Origin of the sequence: Pseudomonas sp. NPDC090208 (genome assembly GCF_044746785.1) — a bacterium.
GTDB lineage: Bacteria > Pseudomonadota > Gammaproteobacteria > Pseudomonadales > Pseudomonadaceae > Aquipseudomonas.
In genome coordinates, this window is the sequence record NZ_JBIVCU010000004.1 from 283,971 (window position 1) to 304,468 (window position 20,498).

Here is a 20,498-nt window from a genome sequence, read left to right on the forward strand (position 1 = left end):
CATGCTCCGGATCAAAGGACTGAAGGTACAACGAGGGAACGGCTCCCAGGCGCACTGCGTCCAGCTGCCTGAGCTGACGCTGGCGCGGGGACAGATTGTCGCCATAACCGGAGAAAGCGGCTGTGGCAAAAGCACCCTGCTTGAAGCCATCGGCTTGCTGTTGGCGCCGGCAAGTGTCGAGCAGTTCAACCTGGCGGGCCGAGACGTGGCGGCACTGTTGAAAGCCGATGATCAACCGTCTCTGGCTGACATGCGGGCGCGCTCGCTGGGCTTCGTACTGCAAAACGGCGGTCTTTTACCCTTCCTCAATATCCGCGACAACATCCACCTGCCCCGCCGTTTGCTGGGGCTGGATAGCCAAAGCGATTTCGTCGACAACGCGATCTCTGCACTGCGTCTGGAGCCCTTGCTGGACAAGTTGCCCCAAGCACTGTCAATCGGCGAGCGGCAACGCGCCGCCTGCGTGCGCGCCATCGCTCACCAACCGGGGCTGATACTCGCCGACGAGCCGACTGCGGCCCTCGATCCACATAACGCCAGGCTGTTGTTTGAACTATTGCTCAGCCTGGTCGAGCAGTCCGGCCTCTGTGCGTTGATCGTCTCGCATGACTGGGAACTGGTGCGCAGCTTCGACCTTCCGCGACTCATGGCCGTCAGCCGGCCTGGAGAGACTCACTTTGAAGCCTCTCGTTAGTCGCTTTCGGCTGCTTGCGAGCCTCGCCGTCGCCGATCTATGGCATGACCGCAAGGTTTCGTTGTGCATCACGGCGTCATTGGTTGCAGTGATCGCTCCCTTGCTGTTGCTGTTCGGGCTCAAACACGGCGTCGTCAGCCAACTGCAAGACGAGTTGCTGCGCGACCCACGCAATCTGGAAATCAAACTGCTGAGCAGCGGTAACTACAACGAACAATGGCTGCTGGAACTCCAACAGCGTCCGGAAACCGGGTTTGCCCTCGGGATGACGCGGTCGCTCAACACCCAGGCCGACCTGGTCGGCACGGGCGGGCGCTTTGTCGACAATGCTGAAATCCTGCCCACTGCGGCCGGTGATCCATTGCTGAACATGCCTGCCAGCGCACTACTGCCCGGTCAGGTCATTCTTAGCGCCGGGGCTGCCGAGCGCTTGTCTCTGGTGCCGGGTGACACATTGCGCCTGATCGTCCAGCGGCGTCTGGATGGCGTAGTTGAAAAAGGCGAGACCCGGCTGACGCTGGTCGCTGTCTTGCCAGCGGCCAGCTTCTCCAGGCCCGCTGCCTTTGTCCACCCGGACGTGCTGCTCGAGCTGGAGCGTTTCCGCGACGGCTTCGCCATCCAGTCGCTTGGCGTGATCACAGGCCAGACAGCCGATCACCTCGCCCCGCGCTATGCCCGTGCGCGTCTCTATGCCCGCGACATCGACAGCGTTGCCTCGCTGGAACGCTGGCTCAATGCACAACACATCGAGACCGGCAGCCGGCTGGCAGACATCGATAACGTCAAGGCCATCAACCACGTTCTGGGCGTGATCTTCGGCGTTATCGCCGGTGCTGCGCTGGTGGGCTGCGTTGCGTCGCTGGTGGGAGCGTTTCTGGCCAACATAGATCGCAAACGCCGAAGCCTGGCGCTCTTGAGGCTCATGGGCTTCTCCGCACCGGCGGTGGCGAGCTACATGATCTTGCAAGCGGTGGCGCTGGCCCTGATCGGCTATCTGGGCGGAATCCTTTGCTACTTCGCCGGCAGTGAGGCGTTCAACCAATTACTGGGTGGCCAGCGCATCACCGGCAGCTTCATCTGCCAGATCACCCCGGCGCACGGCCTTGTGGCACTGCTGCTTTCACTCGTGGTAGCAGCAGTGGTCGCCTTGGCTGGTGTGACCCGAGCCCTTCAAATCCAACCCGCGGAGAGTCTGCGTGAACTCTAGACACTGGCACCCCCTTCTCGCTGTGCCCCTCGCGCTGCTGTCCCTGGGGGTGAGCGCTGCCGCCTGGGAAGAGAAGCTTTACAACCCCATGCCGGACGCCGAGGACGTCGTCTTGCCGATGCCCTGCGATGGCGCGATGGTGTTTCGCAAGGTCTTCATCCCGCTGGCGGGTCCCCTGGACGACTACCCGATCAATATCGGTGGCGACAACAGTGAATGGGGCTATGTGGAGCAGACGCACCCGGCGTTCATCGCCGGCAGCTTTACCGCCGAGAAAAACGCCAAATCCCGTTTCTATCTGCTGGCCAAGTACGAGATGACAGAGTTGCAGTATCGAGCGCTCACTCAGCCCGAGTGCCCAGCTCCGTCCAACAAGCAACGCCTGCCAGTGGTTTCCGTAAGCTGGATGCAAGCAATGGAAGCGGCCGACAAATACAACATCTGGCTGCGGCAAAACGCAGCAGACAAGTTGCCCACCGAGGATGGCGTAGCCGGTTTTGTGCGCCTGCCCACGGAGGTCGAATGGGAGTTCGCTGCACGCGGCGGCCTGAATGTCAGCACGGCCGAGTTTCGCGACCTGCGCTATCCGATGCCCGAGGGCATCAACGCATACGAATGGTTCGCAGGCGCCCAGTCGTCCAACGGTCAATTGCAACTGACAGGCTTGCTCAAGCCCAACCCGCTGGGCCTTCACGACATGCTGGGTAACGTCGACGAGATGATGTTCGAGCCGTTCCGACTGAACAAGCTCGATCGACAGCATGGCCAGGCCGGAGGATACGTGGTGCGTGGCGGTGACTATCGCACCGCCACAGCTGATATCCGCAGCGCGTTGCGTAAAGAACGCAATTACTACGACACCAAGGCAGCCGCCACCAGCAAAACCACTGGATTTCGCCTGGCGCTGGCCTCCAGTACGCTGACCTCCCGCGAGCGGGTGAGCAGCATTGAAACCAGCTGGAAAAAACTCGGCACCGGCAACGGCGACGTCAGCCAGAGCAATGACAAGAACACCGCCCAAGCCCTTGGCACGCTCGCTTCAACTGTTGAAGACGAGGCCTTGAAAGAGAAGCTAAAGGCGCTGGAAAACCAGCTGCGCGCCAGCAATCAACAGCAGGAAGAAAGCCGTGATCAGGCGATCCGCGCCAGCCTCAATCTGGGCGCATTCCTGTGCACGAAGATGCTCGACGATGGCAAATATCTGGACTTCCTGCAAAAGAATTACGACCTCAACTGCTCGGCAGCCGAGCAAGACGCCAGTTGTCCGATGCGCAAGGGCAAGCTCGATGAGCAGAAAGACCGTCTGCACAAGCTGAGCCGTTATTACGCAAGCAGTCTCGTGGACGCCTCGACCCTTTACGGTGAGCCTCTGCTGGCTCGCCAGGTTCCGATCCTGGGCGAAATCATTGCACGCAATGAGCAGCTCAAAGAGCTCAAGCCCTACTTGCAGACCCACTGGGTCAATCAACAAGCATTTCTCAAAACCCAGAAAATCGACACGGATGCCTGGCTGAACCGTTGTAAGGCAGTCCAGTAACTCGACGTCACGCTTATTCAAGGAGCAACAGCATGAAACCAGTACGTAGCTATCTCCCCAAGGCCTTGCTCGGCCTGATCATGTCCGTCAGTCTCGTCCTGGCCGGTTGTGCCGGCAACAGCACCGGCAGCAGCATGCTTGCCGGTTCAGGCACTGCGCCTGACCCTCGACTGACCAAAAGCGCCGACGCCTCGTTCTTCTCAACCTCTGGCCTGACCGCCTGCGCCGGTGGCGCCGGGGTGGGCATTCTGGCATGTGCAGTAGCCAGCCCCAACGACAAAGTCAAATGCATGGTTGTAGCCGGTATCGCCGCATGCGGTGTGGCAATGGGCGCCAACTATTACTACGACTACCGCCGCAGCCAGTACTCCAACACGACCCAACGCCTGCAATTGATGAATGACGACGTGAAGGCAGATACCGAGAAAGTCGCTCAGCGCACCGCGACCTTGCAGCAGGTGATCAACGATGACAAAGAGCGTATCGCCGGCATTCAGCAGTCCATCAAGGCCAAGAGCCTGGACAAAGCCAAGGCGCAGCAGGAGATCGCCAGCGTCGACAGCAACCTGGTACAGATGAACAAAGACCTGGCCGGCATGCGCAACAAAGTGGCCGAATACAAGAAGACCGCAGACATGGAGCGCACTAACGGTGGCGGCAGCCAAGTCTCGGCCATTGACCTTGAAATCAACAAGATGAACGCCAAGGTGGCGTCGCTGCAGAAAGAAGTCGACGGCCTCTACAGTCAACGCCAAGCCATTACGCTGGGTTGATACGCACATGATTATCCGGACCATGATCGCAGGCTCCTTCCTGTTGCTGCTGGGGGGCTGTGCCACCCAACCGGGCAGCTGTGATTCAAATAACAGCGAGGCCAGCCTGATTACCAAAATGAACTGTGATCACTCCGGTGGCTACAGCGATCAAATCAAGCAGCGCGAGCAGGCGCTCGTGGAGGCGCGCAATGAAAACGCAGCCTTCCGTGACGTGTACGCAGCGCTACAAAGCCAGCAACAGGCCACAAGCAAAAGCCTTGCCGAGCAGCAAAAGCAGCAAGCGGCGCTCGACACCTCGATGAGCAAACTCCTGAGTCAGCTCAAGGCCCGCCATGCCAACAAGGTCCAGGTCCAACAACAGATCAGCGATCTGGAGCAACAGCTTGCAGCCAAGAAAAAAGCGGTTGTCAGTGCTGACCCGGCAGTGATCGAGGCACGCAAGCAGGAACTCAAGACGCTGCAGCAAAAGGTTTCCAGGCTGCAACTCAGCCTCGGTTACGAGTAAACGCCTGGAGAGGCCCTGTGGGGCCTCTTCTTATTCCGGATCTGTCCCATGCAGCGCATTACCCGAGATACCACCTCCTGTGCCCCAGAGCTTTTGAATGCTCTGGAGAGCAAGGTCCGACTGCTGCAGCGCTATTTCCCGCCCAGTGTTGCAAGCCTGTACGCCATTCCGCGTTCGGGCAGCGAGAACAGTCTGCAATGGTGGTCTGACCTCGGCGGTCAGCCATTGCCCTACAGCCATCTTGATGCAACCGCTCAGCAGGCACTCCTGGTGCGCTACAACCAGCGCCAGGACGCCATAGGGCGACTGGTCGAAGAGTTGCAGCAGCGTGGAAAGGCCGACGACGCCAGTACGCTTCGTACGCTTATCGGCGCGCCGGATCTGGCCAACCTGTACAGCCTCAACCAGGAACCTGTCGTCATCCGCTGGGGCTTGCCGCCGCAGGAAACGCCAGCTGCGCCCCCGCTTGCACCCGCAGAAACGTCGCCTGCCCCCTCCAGGAAAAAGGCTTCGCGACGCTGGTGGCTGCGACTGCCTTTCTGGCTGTTTCTCATACCGCTGCTCTTGCTTCTGCTTTGGCTGCTTTGGACCTGGCGTGGCGGCTTGTGGCACCTGCTGCACCCCGTAAAAGTCGGCAACTACGCCTGCACTCAGGGTGCTCCCCCCCCGGATTTCGCGGTGGTACTGGATACCTCCGGCTCCATGAACCTCAACATCAATGCGTCTGCCGACGACGAGGCGTGGTTGAACCAGATCGGTGACAAACTGCCTGATAGCAACCCCAGAAAAGCACGGATATTGGCAGAGCCCACCCGGCTGACGGTGGCAAAGCAGGCGTTTGACGCGATGATCGGCCAATTGCATCCGGACATTCAGACACGCCTGATCACCTTCCGTGGATGCCAGGGTACGGTCGATCATGGTGTCTTTGCGCAGAATTCACGACCGCAGTTAATCACCGACGTCCAACAGCTTGGCGCAGAGGGTGGAACGCCATTGGCAGCGAGCCTGGTAGAGGCCGCGAGCAAAGTTGATGGTCGTTTCCAGGATTCACTGGTGGTGATGTTTGTCGACGGTGAGGACGGTTGTCATCAGAATGCGTGTGACGTCTCCGCACAGATTGCCCGACAACAGCCGAGACTACGTGTGAACGTGGTCAACATCAGCGACAGCACCCTCTCGAACTGCATTGCCGAAAATACCGGTGGCCGTGTCTACGCCGCCAACGAAGTCGGTGAAGTACAGCGAATGCTGCGTGAAGCGGTTGAAGAAGTCGCCAGGACGCCTGCATGTGAGGATGCGATCGTGGCTGAGTAACGTTGCGTCAGTGCTGTTAAATGCTGCCCGGCACGTCGGGCAGCAAGCCAACCGTCTGTCGAGTCGTCGTATCAGGATCTTTGTCGAGTAGTGCATCGAGCTGCTCGGCGGCAAGGAATTTCGCTGACGAGACACGACGGGCAGCGTAAGCCGGGGAATGGATGAAAGCAGACATCAGCGATGCTCCAGAACGAGTCTACCGAAGACATCACAAACATAGCGTTTTCTACACGCTTACCTGTCTGGGGATAGGTAGCATCGTCACGATAGGTGCGCACTCGTTGATAAGCCGGGTACCCAGCCTGGACTCAACTGACAGACAGACGGCGAGCTCAACCGAAAATACAGCGCAACTGACACGCGCAAGTGAGATGCCACCCAACCAAGACCCCGATTCATCGTGGCTTCGAGCATCATCGCAACTCCCTGCGCCAGGCAATTCAACTCGGCAAACCGTTTTCAATGACCAGAACTTTGCTCCAAGAGGCGCTGACAACGTGGTCGCGTTTCCGGTCAGCTCCAACACGCCCTCACCCGACGAACCCCGCAAGACCGTAAAGCTGACGATCGTCCGGCAGTCGCCAAACATGAAAGATCGGGTCTGCTGGCCACTGAAGCAGGGAAGCATCGAATTGCGAAACTGCCGTTTAGCGGTTGGCCTCAAGCATCGAGACTGAACATGCCGACGTCCGCTTCCGGTCGACTGCTATTCACGAGTGATAGCAGATTCAGTCCCAGGCCATTCAAAGGAGCGGATGACTAGACACATTCACCTTCTCAACCCAACTCAACCTGGATCTTTCGCACCACACTGTGCATCGCCGGTAGGTAACGCCGAGCCGCTTCCTCCACCGACATCGCCTTGGCGATGTACACCAGGTTCAGACAGCCCATCAGCCGAGCCTCATGGGTGATCGGAATGGCGATAGCAGCGATCTTGCGCTCCTGCCCCCAGTGGGAGTTGTTTTCGCCGTATCCCTTGCCGACCGTGTGCTCCACCAATCGCTCAACAAAACGCCGATCCGCTGCCAGCGCGGATTGCTCGTCTTCGCGGCTGATCATCAACTCGATCAGTTCTTCACGTTCGGCGGGCGGGCAAAAGGCAAAGTAGGCACGCCCGGTGGCGGTCATCAGCAACGGCAGGCGCCGCCCGACCATGGAGCGGTGGAACGACAGGCGACTGAAGCGATGGGTGGTCTCGCGAATCACCATGGCATCGCCGTCCAGGGTGCACAGATCGGTGGGCCAAACCACCTCCTGCAACAGCTCGCCCAGCAGCGGTGCTGCGATGGAGGAAATCCACTGCTCATCGCGAAAACCTTCACTCAATTCCCGCACTTTAAGTGTCAGTCGATAGCTGTCGTCCGAGTCGCTGCGGCGCACGTAACCCTCGGCCTGCAAGGTCTCCAGCAAGCGCCTGACGGTGGTGCGATGCAGTCCGCTCTGCTCGGCCAATTGCGCGGTGCTGGCCCCGCCGTCGAAGCGATTCAGGCCGTTGATCAGGGCCAGGCCGCGCATCAATCCACGCACGGCCTTGTATTCGGTCTCGCTCATCGAATCGATCCTTTCTTCTTGTAAATCAATGCTGTGCACTCAGTGCACACTAGCAAGGGTTATCGTTGTCGACCAGCCCGACCATTTCCATACTGCGCCCAACAAGAAATCCAAAAGCGCTGTACGGAGATACCCATGAGTCCTGCACCCACGCCTACCCCATTGGAGCTGAGCACCGACGTCGCCATCGTCGGCGCAGGTCCCGTCGGCTTGATGATCGCCAATTACCTTGGCCAGTGTGGCGTGAAAGTCACTCTGGTGGAAAAACTCGACAGCCTGATCGACTACCCCCGCGCCATTGGCCTGGACGATGAAAGCCTGCGTACCTTCCAGGCGGTTGGCCTGGCCGACGCCGTGCGACCCCACACCACCCCTTGGCACGCAATGCGCTTCCTCACTCCCAAGGGGCGCTGCTTCGCCGATATCCAGCCCAAGACCGATGAATTCGGCTGGCCACGTCGCAACGCCTTCATCCAGCCTCTGGCCGACCGTGTGCTGTTCGACGGCCTGCAACGCTTCGATAACGTCAAAGTGCTTTTCAGTCGCGAACTGGAAAGCTTCGAACAAAGCGACAGCGCCGTTGTACTTGACCTCAAGGATCAAAACGGTCGCCGCGAGCGCCTGCATGCCCGCTACCTGATCGGTTGCGATGGCGGCAACAGCCTGGTGCGCCGCAGCCTGGACATCAGCTTTGAAGGCAAGACCGCACCGAACCAGTGGATCGTGGTCGACATTGCCAATGATCCGCTGAGCACACCCCATGTCTACCTGTGCTGCGACCCGGTACGGCCTTATGTCTCCGCCGCCCTGCCCCATGGCGTACGGCGCTTCGAATTCATGGTCATGCCCGGCGAGACCGAAGCCGAGCTGAGCAAACCGGAAAACATGCGCAAGCTGCTCGGCAAAGTCTTGCCCAACCCGGACCACATCGAGCTGATTCGCAGCCGCGTCTACACCCATAACGCCCGCCTGGCCGGACGTTTCCGTCAGGGGCGGGTGCTGCTGGCCGGCGATGCCGCGCACATCATGCCGGTATGGCAGGGCCAGGGTTACAACAGCGGCATGCGCGACGCCTCCAACCTGGCGTGGAAACTGGCGCTGGTGATCAAGGGCCTGGCTTCCGACAGCCTGCTCGACAGCTACGAACAGGAACGTCGCGACCACGCCAAGGCGATGATCGACCTGTCGGTGCTCGCCGGTCACGTACTGGCACCGCCCAAGCGCTGGCAAGGCACAGTGCGTGATGGCGTGTCCTGGTTGCTGAACTATCTGCCGCCGGTCAAACGCTACTTCCTGGAAATGCGCTTCAAGCCGATGCCGCAATACACCCGCGGCGCCCTGATTGCCGCGCCGGATAAAACCTCGTCCGTGGGCAAGATGTTCATTCAGCCGCAAGTACTGACCGAGGCCGGCGAACGAGTCTTGCTCGATGAAGTGATCGGCAAACATTTCGCGATCATTGCCTGGGGCTGCGATCCAACCTGGGGACTGACGACCGCACAAATCCAGCAGTGGCAAGCGATGGGTACGCGCTTCATTCAGGTGTTGCCGGACGTCCAGCTCAAGGCCGCGGGTGAAGCCGGTGAAGGCGTGGTTCGTGTCGGTGACAGCACCGGCCGGATCCGCGAGTGGTTCGCCCAGGGAGCCTCGTCCATCGCCCTGGTACGCCCGGATCGATTCGTTGCCGGATTGGCCATTCCTCAAACCGTGGGTCAGGCCTGCGATCAGTTGATCCTCGCGCTCAACGCCCTGCCGCAACCGGCCGCGACTTTTGTCGCCAGCAAGGTGGCCTGAGATGAGTGCCTATCTGCACTGCATGTCGCACACGCCGCTGGTGGGTTTCGTCGACCCCGAGCCGCAGGTGCTGGCCGAAGTCGACGGCATGACAAGCGAGGCCCGCGAGCGCATCGCGCGCTTCGACCCGGAGCTGATCGTGCTGTTCGGCCCGGACCACTACAACGGCTTTTTCTACGACGTGATGCCTGCGTTCTGCATCGGCATGGCGGCACACGCCATCGGCGATTTCGGCACCGCCGCCGGGGCGCTGGACGTGCCCAGGGCACTGGCCGAAGCGTGCGCCGCTTCGGTGCTGAATGCCGAAGTGGATGTTGCCGTGTCCTATTGCATGCAGGTCGACCATGCCTTCGCCCAACCGTTGGAACTGCTGCTGGGCGGCCTGCAAGGCTGTCCGGTGATCCCGGTGTTCATCAACTCGGTGGCGGTGCCCCTCCCCGGTTTCAAGCGTGCCCGGCTGCTCGGCGAGGCCATCGGTCGATGGGCCAGAACGCTGAATAAACGTGTGTTGTTTCTGGCCTCCGGTGGCTTGTCGCACCAGCCTCCAGTTCCGGAGCTGGCCAAGGTCGATGCGCGCATGGCGGATCGACTGATGGGTAGCGGTCGCGATCTGCCCACCGATGAGCGCCTGGCCCGCCAGAACCGGGTCATCCAGGCCGCACGGGACTTCGTCGAGGATCAGCACAGCCTGCACCCACTCAACCCGACGTGGGACCAAGGGTTTCTCGACACTCTCGAGCAGGGTCGCCTGAGCGATCTCGACGGGCTGGGCAATGACGAACTGTCGGCACTGGCCGGCAAGTCCACCCATGAAGTGAAAACCTGGGTCGCAGCGTTCGCCGCCCTCTCCACCTTCGGCCCGTACCAGACCGAAGGCCGCTACTACCGACCGATCCCGGAATGGATCGCAGGCTTCGCCGGCCTCGGCGCCCGACCACAGAACAACAACCACTGAATTTCGAGGAACTGCCATGACTGCCCCTGCATTCAACGAAGCTTCCACCAGCCGCTTTGCCCGCATCAAGGAAGGCGATCTGGACCTGCAACTGCATTACAACGATGTCGGTCCTGCCCCTGAAAACCCAGGCGCGCCAACCGTGGTCATGCTCCACGGTTCCGGTCCCGGCGCCAGCGGCTGGGCCAACTTCCACTGCAACATCGAACCGCTGGTGAACGCGGGCTACCGCGTGATCCTGATGGACTGCCCAGGCTGGAGCAAAAGCGATCCTGTGGTCTGTGATGGCTCGCGCTCGGACCTCAACGCCCGTGCCCTCAAAGGCCTGATCGACGTGCTGGATCTGGACCGGGTACACATCATCGGCAACTCCATGGGTGGCCACAGCACCGTGGCGTTTGCCCTCGCCTACCCTGAGCGCATCGGCAAACTGGTCCTCATGGGCGGCGGCACCGGTGGCCCGAGCGCCTTCGTCCCGCAGCCAACCGAAGGCATCAAGCTGATCGGTGCGCTGTACCGCGAGCCGACCATCGACAACCTGAAAAAGATGATGAATGTCTTCGTCTTCGACGCAAGCAGCATCACCGACGCGATGTTCCAGACCCGCCTGGACAACATCCTGGCGCGCCGCGATCACCTGGAAAACTTCGTCTCCAGCAGCACCCTCAATCCCAGGCAGTTCCCGGATGTCAGCCACCGCCTGCACGAAATCAAGGCCCGCACCCTGATCGTCTGGGGCCGCGAGGACCGTTTCGTGCCGATGGACACCGGCCTGCGTCTGCTGGCCGGCCTGCCCGACGCGCAACTGCACGTGTTCAACCGCTGCGGCCACTGGGCCCAGTGGGAACACGCCGATACCTATAACCGCCTGGTGCTGGATTTCCTGACCCATTGATGACCGAGGCCACCATGACCCTGACTCAATCCACCCTGGAGCAACTGGCGAGCGACCTGCGCCAGGCTCAGGCCCACGGCGAAGCCATCGCGCCTTTGCGCGAGCAGATCGGCGAAGACAACAGCGACGCCGCCTACGCCATCCAGCGCCTGAACATCGCCCACGCGGAGGGCAACGGCAACCGCGTGATCGGCCGCAAGATCGGCCTGACCAATCCCAAGGTCCAGCAGCAGCTGGGGGTGGATCAACCTGACTTCGGCACCCTGCTCGCCGACATGCGCTACGACCACAACGAAACCGTGCCCGCCGACCGTGTCATGCAGCCGAAAATCGAGGCGGAAATCGCCTTGGTGCTGGCCCATGACCTGCCCAACGAACAGACCACCTTCGCCGACGTGATCGCCGCCACCGGCCACGTGCTGCCGGCGCTGGAAATCGTCGGCAGCCGGATCCAGAACTGGAACATCCGCTTCGTCGACACCGTGGCCGACAACGCCTCCAGTGGCTGTTTCGTCCTCGGGGAAAGCGCACGCCAGATCGACGGCCTCGACCTGCAGGCGGCCACCATGCGCATGACCCGCAACGGCGAGGAGGTCTCAAGCGGCAGCGGCGCCGAATGCCTGGGACATCCGATCAACGCCGCGGTCTGGCTGGCTCGCACCATGGCCCGCCTGGGCGACCCCTTGCGTGCGGGCGACATCATCCTCACCGGCGCACTAGGACCGATGGTGGCCGTGGCTGCCGGCGACCGTTTTGAAGCTGAAATCGACGGCGTCGGTCGCGTCGCCGTCGACTTTGCATAAGAGGCAACAACCATGAGCAAACTCAAAGTCGCCATCATCGGCTCGGGCAACATCGGCACCGATCTGATGATCAAGATCCTGCGTAACGCCCAGCACCTGGACATGGCGGTGATGGTCGGCATCGACCCGGCTTCCGACGGTCTGGCCCGCGCCCAACGCATGGGCGTGGCAGTCACCCACGAAGGCGTCGAAGGCCTGACCCGCATGGACGTTTTCAAGGACATCGACTTCGTCTTCGATGCCACCTCGGCCGGCGCCCACGTCAAGAACGACGCCTTCCTGCGCTCGATCAAACCCGGCATTCGCCTGATCGACCTGACCCCGGCTGCCATCGGTCCGTACTGCGTGCCGGTGGTCAACCTGGAGCAGAATCTCGATCAGTTCAACGTCAACATGGTCACCTGCGGTGGCCAGGCGACCATTCCGATGGTCGCGGCGGTGTCGCGGGTGGCTAAGGTGCACTACGCCGAGATCGTCGCCTCGATTGCCAGCAAATCCGCCGGCCCCGGCACCCGTGCCAACATCGATGAGTTCACTGAAACCACTTCCAAGGCCATTGAAGTGATCGGCGGTGCAGCCAAGGGCAAGGCAATCATCGTGATGAACCCGGCCGAACCGCCGTTGATGATGCGTGACACGGTGTTTGTGCTGTCCGAAGCCGCCGATCAGGCGCTGGTCGAAGCCTCAATCATCGAAATGGCGGTCGCGGTGCAGGCGTATGTACCGGGCTATCGCCTGAAGCAGCACGTGCAGTTCGACGTGATCCCTGAAGACGCGCCGCTAAACATTCCGGGCCTGGGCCAGTTCTCCGGCCTCAAGACTTCGGTGTTCCTCGAAGTCGAGGGCGCCGCCCACTACCTGCCGGCATACGCCGGCAACCTCGACATCATGACCTCCGCAGCCTTGGCCACCGCCGAGCGCATGGCGCAGTCGATGCTGAACGCGTGAGGAGACCGACATGACTTTCAATCCCGGCAAAAAACTCTACATCTCCGACGTGACCCTGCGCGACGGCAGCCACGCGGTTCGTCACCAGTATTCGCTGCAGAACGTGCAGGACATCGCCCGCGCCCTGGACAAGGCCAGGGTCGATTTGATCGAGGTAGCCCACGGGGACGGCCTGCAAGGCTCGAGCTTCAACTATGGCTTTGCCGCGCACACCGATCTGGAATGGATCGAAGCGGCCGCCGACGTGATCCAGCACGCGAAGATCACCACTTTGCTGTTACCCGGCATCGGCACCGTGCATGACCTCAAGGCCGCCTACAACGCCGGTGCACGGGTGGTGCGCATCGCCACTCATTGCACCGAAGCGGATGTCTCGAAGCAGCACATTGAATACGCCCGCGAGTTGGGCATGGATACCGTCGGTTTCCTGATGATGAGCCACATGATCCCGGCCGAGCAGTTGGCGGCCCAGGCCAAATTGATGGAAAGCTACGGCGCAACCTGCGTTTACATGGCCGACTCCGGTGGCGCGATGAACATGCAGGACGTACGCGATCGCTTCCGCGCGTTCAAGTCGGTGCTCAAGCCCGAAACCCAGACTGGCATGCATGCCCATCACAACCTGTCGCTGGGCGTGGCCAACTCGATCGCCGCCGTCGAGGAAGGCTGCGACCGTATTGACGCCAGCCTCGCCGGTATGGGTGCCGGCGCCGGCAACGCGCCACTGGAAGTGTTCATCGCCGCCGCCGACCGCCTGGGCTGGAACCACGGCACCGACCTCTACACCTTACTCGACGCCGCGGATGACATCGTGCGTCCGTTGCAGGACCGCCCGGTGCGGGTCGACCGCGAAACCCTGGCCCTCGGTTACGCCGGGGTCTACTCCAGCTTCCTGCGCCACGCCGAAATTGCCGCCGCCAAATACGGCCTGAAGACCCTCGACATTCTTGTCGAACTGGGCAAGCGGCGCATGGTCGGGGGCCAGGAAGACATGATCGTCGACGTCGCGCTGGACCTGCTCAAACGCTGAACCCTGCACCACCCCGGCTGACCGCCCACGCAGCGGTCGGTCGGCTCTGCTTGGCCCATTACAACAATAAAACGGGTACTTCCCATGACATCGCTGAACGTGACCACCACAACCACGCTGTACCTGGCACGGACCATTGGTCTGTGTTTCCTCGTCGCCCTGATGGAAGGCCTCGACTTGCAAGCCTCGGGCATCGCAGCCCAAGGTATGGCGGCCGCCTTCCAACTGGACAAACTGCACATGGGCTGGGTTTTCAGTGCAGGGATTTTCGGCCTGCTACCCGGAGCCTTCCTCGGTGGCCTGCTGGCCGACCGCATCGGCCGTAAACGGGTTTTGATGGCCTCGGTGGCGCTGTTCGGGCTGTTCTCTCTGGTCACGGCCATGGCCTGGGACTTCAACAGCCTGCTGATCGCCCGTTGCCTGACCGGTGTCGGGCTTGGCGCCGCCCTGCCCAATCTTATTGCCCTGACCAGCGAAGTGGCCGGCGCGCGCCTGCGGGGCACTGCCGTCAGCCTGATGTACTGCGGCGTGCCATTGGGTGCGGCGCTGGCTGCCAGCATCGGCATCGCCGAACTGGCCGGCGGCTGGCAGGTGGTGTTCTACGTCGGTGGCGTGGTGCCGCTGTTGATCGTGCCGCTGCTGGGACTGTACCTGCCGGAGTCGGCGCAGTTCCGTAACGCCCGGGATGCCGTACCAGTCGGGGTGGTCCGGGGCCTGTTTCGCGAGGGCGCGGCGCTGCCGACCCTGATGATCTGGGTCAGTTACTTCTTCACCCTGATGGTGGTGTACATCCTGATCAACTGGCTGCCCAGCCTACTGGTTGGCCAGGGCTTCAGCGGCGCCCAGGCCAGTTGGGTGATGCTGGCGCTGCAGCTCGGCGCAGCATTCGGAACCTTGATTCTGGGTTGGGTGATGGACCGGTTACCGGCCTGGGCGCTATCGGCGCTGATCTATGTCGGCATTCTCGGTTCACTGACGGCTCTGGGCCTGGCCAGTCAATGGGAAAGCATGCTCGCAGCCGGTTTCGTCGCCGGTTTCTTTGCCACCGGCGGTCAATGCGTGCTGTATGCCCTGGCACCGCACTTCTATCGGCCGTCGGTGCGAGCTACCGGCGTCGGCAGTGCCGTCGCCATAGGCCGCCTGGGTGCCATGAGTGGTCCGTTGGTGGCCGGCAAAGTGCTCGCACTCGGCACCGGCACCACCGGGGTGATGATCGCTTCGGCACCGGGCATCGTCATCGCCGCCCTGGCGATGTTTTACCTGTCGGTGCGGCGCAACGGCGCTCAAATCGGTTGACAACCCATTTGTCGAACCCCGCGCGAGAACAGTACGGGGTTGTTCCATAACCATAAAACTGAACACCGCCCGGTTCAAATTCGTCGCTGACAAGGAAACCGACATGAAACGTAGAGACTTCTTGAACGCTACAGGCGTCGCCATTTCCGCAGCTGCAGTCATGGCAGTCATGCCTGCCGTCGCTTCACCCGCTTCACCTTTTTCGGATGGAATGATCAACGCGAATGCCCGGCGCATTGACGTTCACCACCACTTCGTTCCGGACTTCTGGGCGGCCGACCTGGCTAAAAACGGTGGCGACCCGTCAGGCTGGAAAATGCCAGCGTGGAACCCAGCCTCGGACATCGAGTTGATGGACAGCCTGGGCATCGACGTGGCCATGCTCTCGCTCACCGCGCCGGGTGTCGCAGGCTGGAAGGGGCAAGCGGCTCTGGACATGGCGCGTCGCGTCAATGAATACGCCGCGCGACTGGCCAGCGAGCATAAAGGGCGCTTTGGCAGCTTTGTGACCCTGCCGATGCAAGACATCGATGGTGCCTTGAAAGAGTTGGAACACGCCATGACGGTGTTGAAAGCCGAAGGGGTGATTCTGCTATCAAATTACGACGGTCTCTACCTGGGCGACGCACACTTCGATTCTGTCTGGCAGGCTTTGGACGCCTACAAGGCTGTCGTGCTCATCCACCCTACTCAACCCAGGCTGGAGCTTATCCCTGGCATTCCGGGCCCCACGGCCGATTATCCTTTTGATACGACCCGGGCAGCGCTGAGCCTGCTGGCGAACCGAGTGCCTGCCAAATACCCTGACGTCAAAATCATTCTGTCCCACGCCGGGGGCTTTATTCCCTACGGGGCGGACCGATTTGCCCAAAGCCTGGGCAATCTTGGCCTGGGATTTACCCCGCAAGAACTGATCGGTCAGATGCAGAATTTTTATTTCGATACCGCACTGTCCGCCAGTGCGACCGTGCTGCCGAGCCTGATGGCGTTCGCACGCCCTGGCCATGTGCTCTTCGGCAGTGACATACCCTACGCAATCAACGACAAGGTGAAATGGTTCACACGCAACCTGGACACTTACCAAGGCTTCTCCAAAGGTCAGCTAAATGCCATCAATCGACAATCTGGCCAGCTGTTGTTTCCACATCTAAAAAAATGAACCCGCCATGAACTCAACTCGCCAGCCTTGTTGGTCGGCGAGTGGAATTCGTTCGCCTTTCATTCAGCACACGCCTATCAACAACAATAAAATGAAGGCCAAAATGAACAAATACTTTGTACTGACGACCCTCGTCGCCATCAGCTCATCTTTACAGGCCAATGACTTCATCAGCGATAGTTCTGCAAAACTGACGTTACGCAACTTCTATTACGACAGGGATTATCGCGACGGTGGTGGCCAGTCCCAGGCACAAGAGTGGGCACAGGGTTTCATATTCAACTATGCCTCGGGCTATACCGAAGGCACGATCGGTTTGGGGTTGAATGCGGTCGGGATGCTCGGACTGAAGCTTGACTCAGGCCCTGGCAGAACCGGCACCGGCATTCTGGCGTATAACGCTTCGAATCGCGAAGTTGCAGATGATTATTCCAAATTCGGCCTGGCTGCCAAGGCGCGATACTCAAAGACAGAGGTGCAACTGGGTACACTGCAACCCTTGATGCCTGTGCTGCTGGCCAACACCATGCGGTTGTTCCCACCTTTGCTACGGGGTGGCTACCTGACTTCCAAAGAAATAGATGGGCTAACGCTGCATGTTGCACATCTGGATCGCATCAAATATCGCGACTCCACCGATTACGAACCCATGGCAATCGCCAACCCCAACCGCCGCTTCAAGGCCGGAGCGACGTCGAACGATTTGACTATTGCCGGCGCCGACTACAACTGGTCAAAGACCCTGACCACCCGCTACTACCACGCAACACTCAACGACCTGTATGAGCAGGACTATATCGATCTGGTGCATTTTCTGGACCTGGGGTCCAGCCGACTCAAGACTGACTTACGTTATTTCGATAGCCGCGCAAACGGCAATAACAAAGCGGGGGCTGTCGATAACCAAACCCTGAGCAGTATGTTTACCTGGCTGGTGGGCGGCCATTCCCTGGGCGTTGGTTATATGCAACTTACAGGCGATACGGCACTGCCTTACGTGTCAGGTACGAGTGTCAACGTCAATACCGAAGGCGCATTGGTTTCCGAGTTCGTCAATCCCAAAGAGCGTGTGATGCAGGTTCGGTACGACTACGACTTTGCGGCTTTAGGCATACCTGGGCTGCGCGGTATGTGGCGCTACATCAAGGGCGATCACATTGAGCTGCCGGGTGGCGGCATCGGCAGCAAAGAACGCGAACGTGGAATAGAACTCTCCTACGTGATCCAGAGCGGTCCGTTCAAGGATGTGGCATTCAGGATTCGTCAAGCCGACTACAACAGTGACTTTACGCGTAACGTCGATGAGCTGAGAGTCAATGTGGACTACTCCGTCCAATTGTGGTGAGTATGAAACAGGGGCGGTCACCGACGTTACGAAGCCGCCCTTACAACATTTTGGTGATCCACCCCACTCCATTGCCGTATGCACCGCCCAAGGCGATGATTGCACCCATGCATAAAACTATCGATAAAATTTTGGCTGAGCTGATGAAGCGCGAAGGACTGAGCCAAGTTCAGTTATCGGCCCGCACCCAGGTTGGGCAATCCACGATTTCGAGAATCCTCAAACCCAATGGCCCCAAGGGGATCATGAGCCAACCGACAAACAGGTCCGGCCTCTTGCGGATCTGTTTGGGATTACGACCGATCAGTTACGCGGGTATGCTCCACTCGACGTCGGCGCCGAAATGATGGACACCGCCCCCGCTCCTTCTGCAGCGGATAAAATCTGCGAAATGCTGGCCGGCAAAAGGCTTGGCGATGAAAAGCTCAAAAAGCTGCTCGCGGTAGCCGAGGGTGAAGATTTTGGAAGTGTTCTAGAGCGTGACTATTATCGCCTTGGTAAAGTCAGCGATGAGGTATGGATCGCCCACTACAACGTTCGCGGCGCGTTAGGCGATGGTGAAGTTGCGCACGATTACCCTGAGCTGCTTCAGGACGTTCGTGTGAGTCCGTCCCAGCTTCGATCAATGGGCGTCGAGTTCAAGGAGCACTTCCATCTGAAAATCATCACTGGCTGGGGCCAGTCGATGCCCCCCCACTATAAAGCATGGCGACCCACTGCTTGCGGGCATCAGCATCCGCGACTTTGTAGGCGACGGCATTTACTTCTTCTCCTACCAAGGCCACCAGTTCATCAAGCGCCTGCAGCTCAAGGGAAGAGAAAAATTCAAGATGATTTCGGATAACGTGAAGCATCCGGCCGAGGATGTCTTGGTTGAAGAAAGCTATATTCAAGCTCGCATCCTATTGGTCTGGAACGCGAGCCTGGTCTGACTAGGACAGGCGTAGGGTCATTGGTCAGGCCATATGGCGTGGCGGCGACCTGTAGCACTTAATTTCAACGCAAGGAGGCACTTTGAAAATCACCTCACTCATTATACCGATAGTTGTGTCGGCGCTCTGCCTGCCCTTTTGCGCCTACGCCGCAACACCGACCAAATCTGCGCCAAAAGTGTGGCAGCAGGAGCCTGACAGCTTCATGGGGCTCCGCTTTGATCAAAAGGTTGACCAAGTTCTACCGCTCTGCACTCGGGGCAATATGACTCGGACAATGTGCCACGACGAGCCCTATTACAATACCTTCAGGATTCGCAGCGGTCCCTCCATTGGTTCCGGTTACGGACTCCATGCAGACGCTGGCGGGCAAGGCATTGAGTCTTTTTATCTGACGGCAAACAGCGAGGACTACGTGAGCCTCTCGCAACTTCTCATAAGCAAATATGGCCCCCCAACTGAGCGGACGGCGAAGGTCGTGAAGACCAAAGCTGGCGCTGAATTTAACAATGAGACGCTGCTATGGAAGGGCTCGAAGGTGATCATCTTTGCCCAAAAATACAGTGGCGACATAGACAGCTCGGCTGTCTCGATCACGACCGTGGAAGCCTCTGAGAGGCAGTCAGCGGAGATGCAGAGAAAGGCTCAGGAAGCCGTGAATAAGCTGTGAAGTGTTCGCCGTCAAGCTTGTAGCCGCCAAGTGGCCGGGGTCGGTGCAAGTTGGATAATCACATGGAGTGGGTCTTATGAGCGTGATCAGCTTTACGTACAAAGATGCAAAGGGCGAGATCAGCCATCGCGAGCTGATCCAGTGGAAAGAAACCTCGCTCTATCTGCAAGGCCGATCCGCAGTCGACACGTTCCCGAAGACCTATCGCAAAGATCGGATCGTCGCCTTCATCACTGGCGAAGACCTCCTTCTCAATGACGCAGCGCCGCCGGCTCCAAAAGCGCCAACACGACCCAACCCGGCCGAAGTCGCGGCTGCTGCGGCAGCAGGTGGACAACCGACCACACCAGTCGACGGCATTCACCAAATTCTGTTCACCGGCTTTGCTGCGGCTCAGCGCGCAGAGCTCGAGCACCAGGATGAAGAGTCCGGAATGAAGGTGATGAAGACCGCCGGCAAATCTCTGACTTTCCTCTGCTACGGCGAAAACGCCGGCCCTTCCAAGGTCGTCAAAGCTCAGGAAGCAGGCGCCTTCATCATCGACGATGAGCAGTTTCTACAGTTTATACAGACAGGCGAGCTGCCTTAGTCAGCCGTACTCGCCTCAATTACCAAGGGAATTTGAAATGCGAAATTTATAGATGGCGCTTGCAGCAGTGGCAATTGCTGGCTGTGTTCAAAACCCTACAGACATATCCGCTCTTGATGGCAGCCGGGCAGACGGGATGGTCACGGTGGCATTTCAAGGAAACAATCGCATCACATCTGCAGACTTCAGCAAACGGCTGACCATTGCTGCCGCCCGATGCTCAGCTTGGGGCTACCAGGGGGCTGACAAATTCGGTAACCAGTTCACGCGCTGCACTTCCGCCAACTACTTCGGATGCGCCACCTCCGAAATAGTTGTTAAGTACCAGTGCCTGGGCAATCCCGACATGGGAGCCGCTCGGGTTACAAGCTCTGGAGTTTGACCAGCCTCGCAAGCATCATCGGTCTACTCTCGCGATGCGCGCATCCAAAAGAACCTTTAGTACGACGAGTATCAGCGCGAGTAAAGGGCGACTATGGGGCAGTGACGGAT

The 20,498-nt window shown here is 59.7% G+C and carries 22 protein-coding genes; 20 read left to right on the top strand and 2 right to left on the bottom strand.

Features of this window, described 5'->3' with window-relative positions; genetic code table 11:
• The first annotated feature begins 1 nt into the window (after window position 1).
• From ACIPL0_RS09540 to ACIPL0_RS09565, 6 genes are all read left to right on the top strand, one after another.
• On the top strand, window positions 2-694 hold the full coding sequence (locus ACIPL0_RS09540) for an ABC transporter ATP-binding protein (RefSeq protein ID WP_400600598.1): 693 nt from the start codon (window positions 2-4) through the stop codon (window positions 692-694).
• A complete protein-coding gene (locus tag ACIPL0_RS09545; protein WP_400600772.1) occupies window positions 678-1,901 on the top strand; it encodes an ABC transporter permease in 1,224 nt (407 codons plus the stop codon). Before ACIPL0_RS09540 ends, ACIPL0_RS09545 begins: the two co-directional genes overlap by 17 nt.
• A gap of 88 nt (window positions 1,902-1,989) precedes the next feature.
• Window positions 1,990-3,438 carry an SUMF1/EgtB/PvdO family nonheme iron enzyme gene (locus tag ACIPL0_RS09550; protein WP_400600774.1) on the top strand — a complete coding sequence of 483 codons (1,449 nt, stop codon included), beginning with the start codon at window positions 1,990-1,992 and terminating at the stop codon, window positions 3,436-3,438.
• Between the two features lie 32 nt (window positions 3,439-3,470).
• Entirely contained in the window at window positions 3,471-4,211 is a 741-nt protein-coding gene (locus ACIPL0_RS09555; protein ID WP_400600600.1) for a hypothetical protein, read from the top strand.
• A 7-nt stretch (window positions 4,212-4,218) separates the two neighbouring features.
• Window positions 4,219-4,719 carry a hypothetical protein gene (locus tag ACIPL0_RS09560; protein ID WP_400600602.1) on the top strand — a complete coding sequence of 167 codons (501 nt, stop codon included), beginning with the start codon at window positions 4,219-4,221 and terminating at the stop codon, window positions 4,717-4,719.
• Window positions 4,720-4,767: 48 nt separating this feature from the next.
• Window positions 4,768-6,036: a hypothetical protein gene (locus ACIPL0_RS09565; protein WP_400600604.1), complete on the top strand. Its 1,269-nt coding sequence runs from the start codon at window positions 4,768-4,770 to the stop codon at window positions 6,034-6,036.
• A 16-nt stretch (window positions 6,037-6,052) separates the two neighbouring features.
• Here the strand turns inward: ACIPL0_RS09565 and ACIPL0_RS09570 are convergent, their stop codons facing one another.
• Together ACIPL0_RS09570 and ACIPL0_RS09575 are read right to left on the bottom strand one after the other, a co-directional pair.
• The gene (locus tag ACIPL0_RS09570) at window positions 6,053-6,211 is read right to left on the bottom strand and encodes a hypothetical protein (protein ID WP_400600606.1); all 159 of its coding nucleotides are present in this window, start codon (window positions 6,209-6,211) and stop codon (window positions 6,053-6,055) included.
• Window positions 6,212-6,813: 602 nt separating this feature from the next.
• On the bottom strand, window positions 6,814-7,590 hold the full coding sequence (locus tag ACIPL0_RS09575) for a DNA-binding transcriptional regulator (RefSeq protein ID WP_400600608.1): 777 nt from the start codon (window positions 7,588-7,590) through the stop codon (window positions 6,814-6,816).
• Between the two features lie 135 nt (window positions 7,591-7,725).
• On the opposite strand from ACIPL0_RS09575, the gene ACIPL0_RS09580 reads away from it, so the two are divergent.
• From ACIPL0_RS09580 to yecR, 14 genes are all read left to right on the top strand, one after another.
• The gene (locus ACIPL0_RS09580) at window positions 7,726-9,384 is read left to right on the top strand and encodes a bifunctional 3-(3-hydroxy-phenyl)propionate/3-hydroxycinnamic acid hydroxylase (protein ID WP_400600610.1); all 1,659 of its coding nucleotides are present in this window, start codon (window positions 7,726-7,728) and stop codon (window positions 9,382-9,384) included.
• A gap of 1 nt (window position 9,385) precedes the next feature.
• The gene (mhpB, locus tag ACIPL0_RS09585) at window positions 9,386-10,339 is read left to right on the top strand and encodes a 3-carboxyethylcatechol 2,3-dioxygenase (protein ID WP_400600612.1); all 954 of its coding nucleotides are present in this window, start codon (window positions 9,386-9,388) and stop codon (window positions 10,337-10,339) included.
• Between the two features lie 16 nt (window positions 10,340-10,355).
• A complete protein-coding gene (locus ACIPL0_RS09590) occupies window positions 10,356-11,234 on the top strand; it encodes an alpha/beta fold hydrolase (protein WP_400600614.1) in 879 nt (292 codons plus the stop codon).
• Between the two features lie 14 nt (window positions 11,235-11,248).
• Window positions 11,249-12,037 carry a 2-keto-4-pentenoate hydratase gene (gene mhpD, locus ACIPL0_RS09595; protein ID WP_400600616.1) on the top strand — a complete coding sequence of 263 codons (789 nt, stop codon included), beginning with the start codon at window positions 11,249-11,251 and terminating at the stop codon, window positions 12,035-12,037.
• Between the two features lie 12 nt (window positions 12,038-12,049).
• Window positions 12,050-12,985 carry an acetaldehyde dehydrogenase (acetylating) gene (locus ACIPL0_RS09600; protein ID WP_400600618.1) on the top strand — a complete coding sequence of 312 codons (936 nt, stop codon included), beginning with the start codon at window positions 12,050-12,052 and terminating at the stop codon, window positions 12,983-12,985.
• A gap of 10 nt (window positions 12,986-12,995) precedes the next feature.
• Window positions 12,996-14,015: a 4-hydroxy-2-oxovalerate aldolase gene (gene dmpG / locus ACIPL0_RS09605; protein ID WP_400600620.1), complete on the top strand. Its 1,020-nt coding sequence runs from the start codon at window positions 12,996-12,998 to the stop codon at window positions 14,013-14,015.
• 84 nt (window positions 14,016-14,099) lie between these two features.
• A complete protein-coding gene (gene mhpT, locus ACIPL0_RS09610) occupies window positions 14,100-15,311 on the top strand; it encodes a 3-(3-hydroxy-phenyl)propionate transporter MhpT (protein WP_400600622.1) in 1,212 nt (403 codons plus the stop codon).
• Between the two features lie 103 nt (window positions 15,312-15,414).
• Complete coding sequence (locus ACIPL0_RS09615; RefSeq protein ID WP_400600624.1) at window positions 15,415-16,470, top strand: amidohydrolase family protein; 1,056 nt, start codon at window positions 15,415-15,417, stop codon at window positions 16,468-16,470.
• Window positions 16,471-16,477: 7 nt separating this feature from the next.
• On the top strand, window positions 16,478-17,815 hold the full coding sequence (locus ACIPL0_RS09620; RefSeq protein ID WP_400600626.1) for an OprD family porin: 1,338 nt from the start codon (window positions 16,478-16,480) through the stop codon (window positions 17,813-17,815).
• Window positions 17,816-17,958: 143 nt separating this feature from the next.
• Window positions 17,959-18,162, top strand: a complete 204-nt coding sequence (locus tag ACIPL0_RS09625; protein ID WP_400600776.1) for a helix-turn-helix domain-containing protein — start codon at window positions 17,959-17,961, stop codon at window positions 18,160-18,162.
• Window positions 18,163-18,549: 387 nt separating this feature from the next.
• Window positions 18,550-18,747 (top strand): hypothetical protein, encoded by a 198-nt coding sequence (locus tag ACIPL0_RS09630; RefSeq protein ID WP_400600778.1) that lies wholly within the window; start codon window positions 18,550-18,552, stop codon window positions 18,745-18,747.
• 82 nt (window positions 18,748-18,829) lie between these two features.
• Window positions 18,830-19,417 carry a hypothetical protein gene (locus ACIPL0_RS09635; RefSeq protein WP_400600628.1) on the top strand — a complete coding sequence of 196 codons (588 nt, stop codon included), beginning with the start codon at window positions 18,830-18,832 and terminating at the stop codon, window positions 19,415-19,417.
• A gap of 76 nt (window positions 19,418-19,493) precedes the next feature.
• On the top strand, window positions 19,494-20,006 hold the full coding sequence (locus ACIPL0_RS09640) for a BRCT domain-containing protein (protein ID WP_400731523.1): 513 nt from the start codon (window positions 19,494-19,496) through the stop codon (window positions 20,004-20,006).
• 52 nt (window positions 20,007-20,058) lie between these two features.
• Window positions 20,059-20,388, top strand: coding sequence for a YecR family lipoprotein (gene yecR, locus ACIPL0_RS09645; RefSeq protein ID WP_400600632.1), 330 nt, complete (start codon window positions 20,059-20,061; stop codon window positions 20,386-20,388).
• Window positions 20,389-20,498: the final 110 nt, after the last annotated feature.

Excerpts from the sequence above, each read along its gene's own strand:
- ACIPL0_RS09575 (WP_400600608.1), bottom strand. The coding sequence starts at position 7,590 with ATGAGCGAGACCGAATACAAGGCCGTGCGTGGATTGATGCGCGGCCTG.
- ACIPL0_RS09600 (WP_400600618.1), top strand. The coding sequence starts at position 12,050 with ATGAGCAAACTCAAAGTCGCCATCATCGGCTCGGGCAACATCGGCACC.
- ACIPL0_RS09590 (WP_400600614.1), top strand. The coding sequence starts at position 10,356 with ATGACTGCCCCTGCATTCAACGAAGCTTCCACCAGCCGCTTTGCCCGC.
- yecR (WP_400600632.1), top strand. The coding sequence starts at position 20,059 with ATGGCGCTTGCAGCAGTGGCAATTGCTGGCTGTGTTCAAAACCCTACA.
- ACIPL0_RS09580 (WP_400600610.1), top strand. The coding sequence starts at position 7,726 with ATGAGTCCTGCACCCACGCCTACCCCATTGGAGCTGAGCACCGACGTC.
- ACIPL0_RS09570 (WP_400600606.1), bottom strand. The coding sequence starts at position 6,211 with ATGTCTGCTTTCATCCATTCCCCGGCTTACGCTGCCCGTCGTGTCTCG.
- ACIPL0_RS09560 (WP_400600602.1), top strand. The coding sequence starts at position 4,219 with ATGATTATCCGGACCATGATCGCAGGCTCCTTCCTGTTGCTGCTGGGG.
- mhpD (WP_400600616.1), top strand. The coding sequence starts at position 11,249 with ATGACCCTGACTCAATCCACCCTGGAGCAACTGGCGAGCGACCTGCGC.
- dmpG (WP_400600620.1), top strand. The coding sequence starts at position 12,996 with ATGACTTTCAATCCCGGCAAAAAACTCTACATCTCCGACGTGACCCTG.
- ACIPL0_RS09625 (WP_400600776.1), top strand. The coding sequence starts at position 17,959 with ATGAAGCGCGAAGGACTGAGCCAAGTTCAGTTATCGGCCCGCACCCAG.
- mhpT (WP_400600622.1), top strand. The coding sequence starts at position 14,100 with ATGACATCGCTGAACGTGACCACCACAACCACGCTGTACCTGGCACGG.
- ACIPL0_RS09615 (WP_400600624.1), top strand. The coding sequence starts at position 15,415 with ATGAAACGTAGAGACTTCTTGAACGCTACAGGCGTCGCCATTTCCGCA.
- mhpB (WP_400600612.1), top strand. The coding sequence starts at position 9,386 with ATGAGTGCCTATCTGCACTGCATGTCGCACACGCCGCTGGTGGGTTTC.
- ACIPL0_RS09565 (WP_400600604.1), top strand. The coding sequence starts at position 4,768 with ATGCAGCGCATTACCCGAGATACCACCTCCTGTGCCCCAGAGCTTTTG.
- ACIPL0_RS09540 (WP_400600598.1), top strand. The coding sequence starts at position 2 with ATGCTCCGGATCAAAGGACTGAAGGTACAACGAGGGAACGGCTCCCAG.
- ACIPL0_RS09555 (WP_400600600.1), top strand. The coding sequence starts at position 3,471 with ATGAAACCAGTACGTAGCTATCTCCCCAAGGCCTTGCTCGGCCTGATC.
- ACIPL0_RS09620 (WP_400600626.1), top strand. The coding sequence starts at position 16,478 with ATGAACTCAACTCGCCAGCCTTGTTGGTCGGCGAGTGGAATTCGTTCG.
- ACIPL0_RS09550 (WP_400600774.1), top strand. The coding sequence starts at position 1,990 with ATGCCGGACGCCGAGGACGTCGTCTTGCCGATGCCCTGCGATGGCGCG.
- ACIPL0_RS09640 (WP_400731523.1), top strand. The coding sequence starts at position 19,494 with ATGAGCGTGATCAGCTTTACGTACAAAGATGCAAAGGGCGAGATCAGC.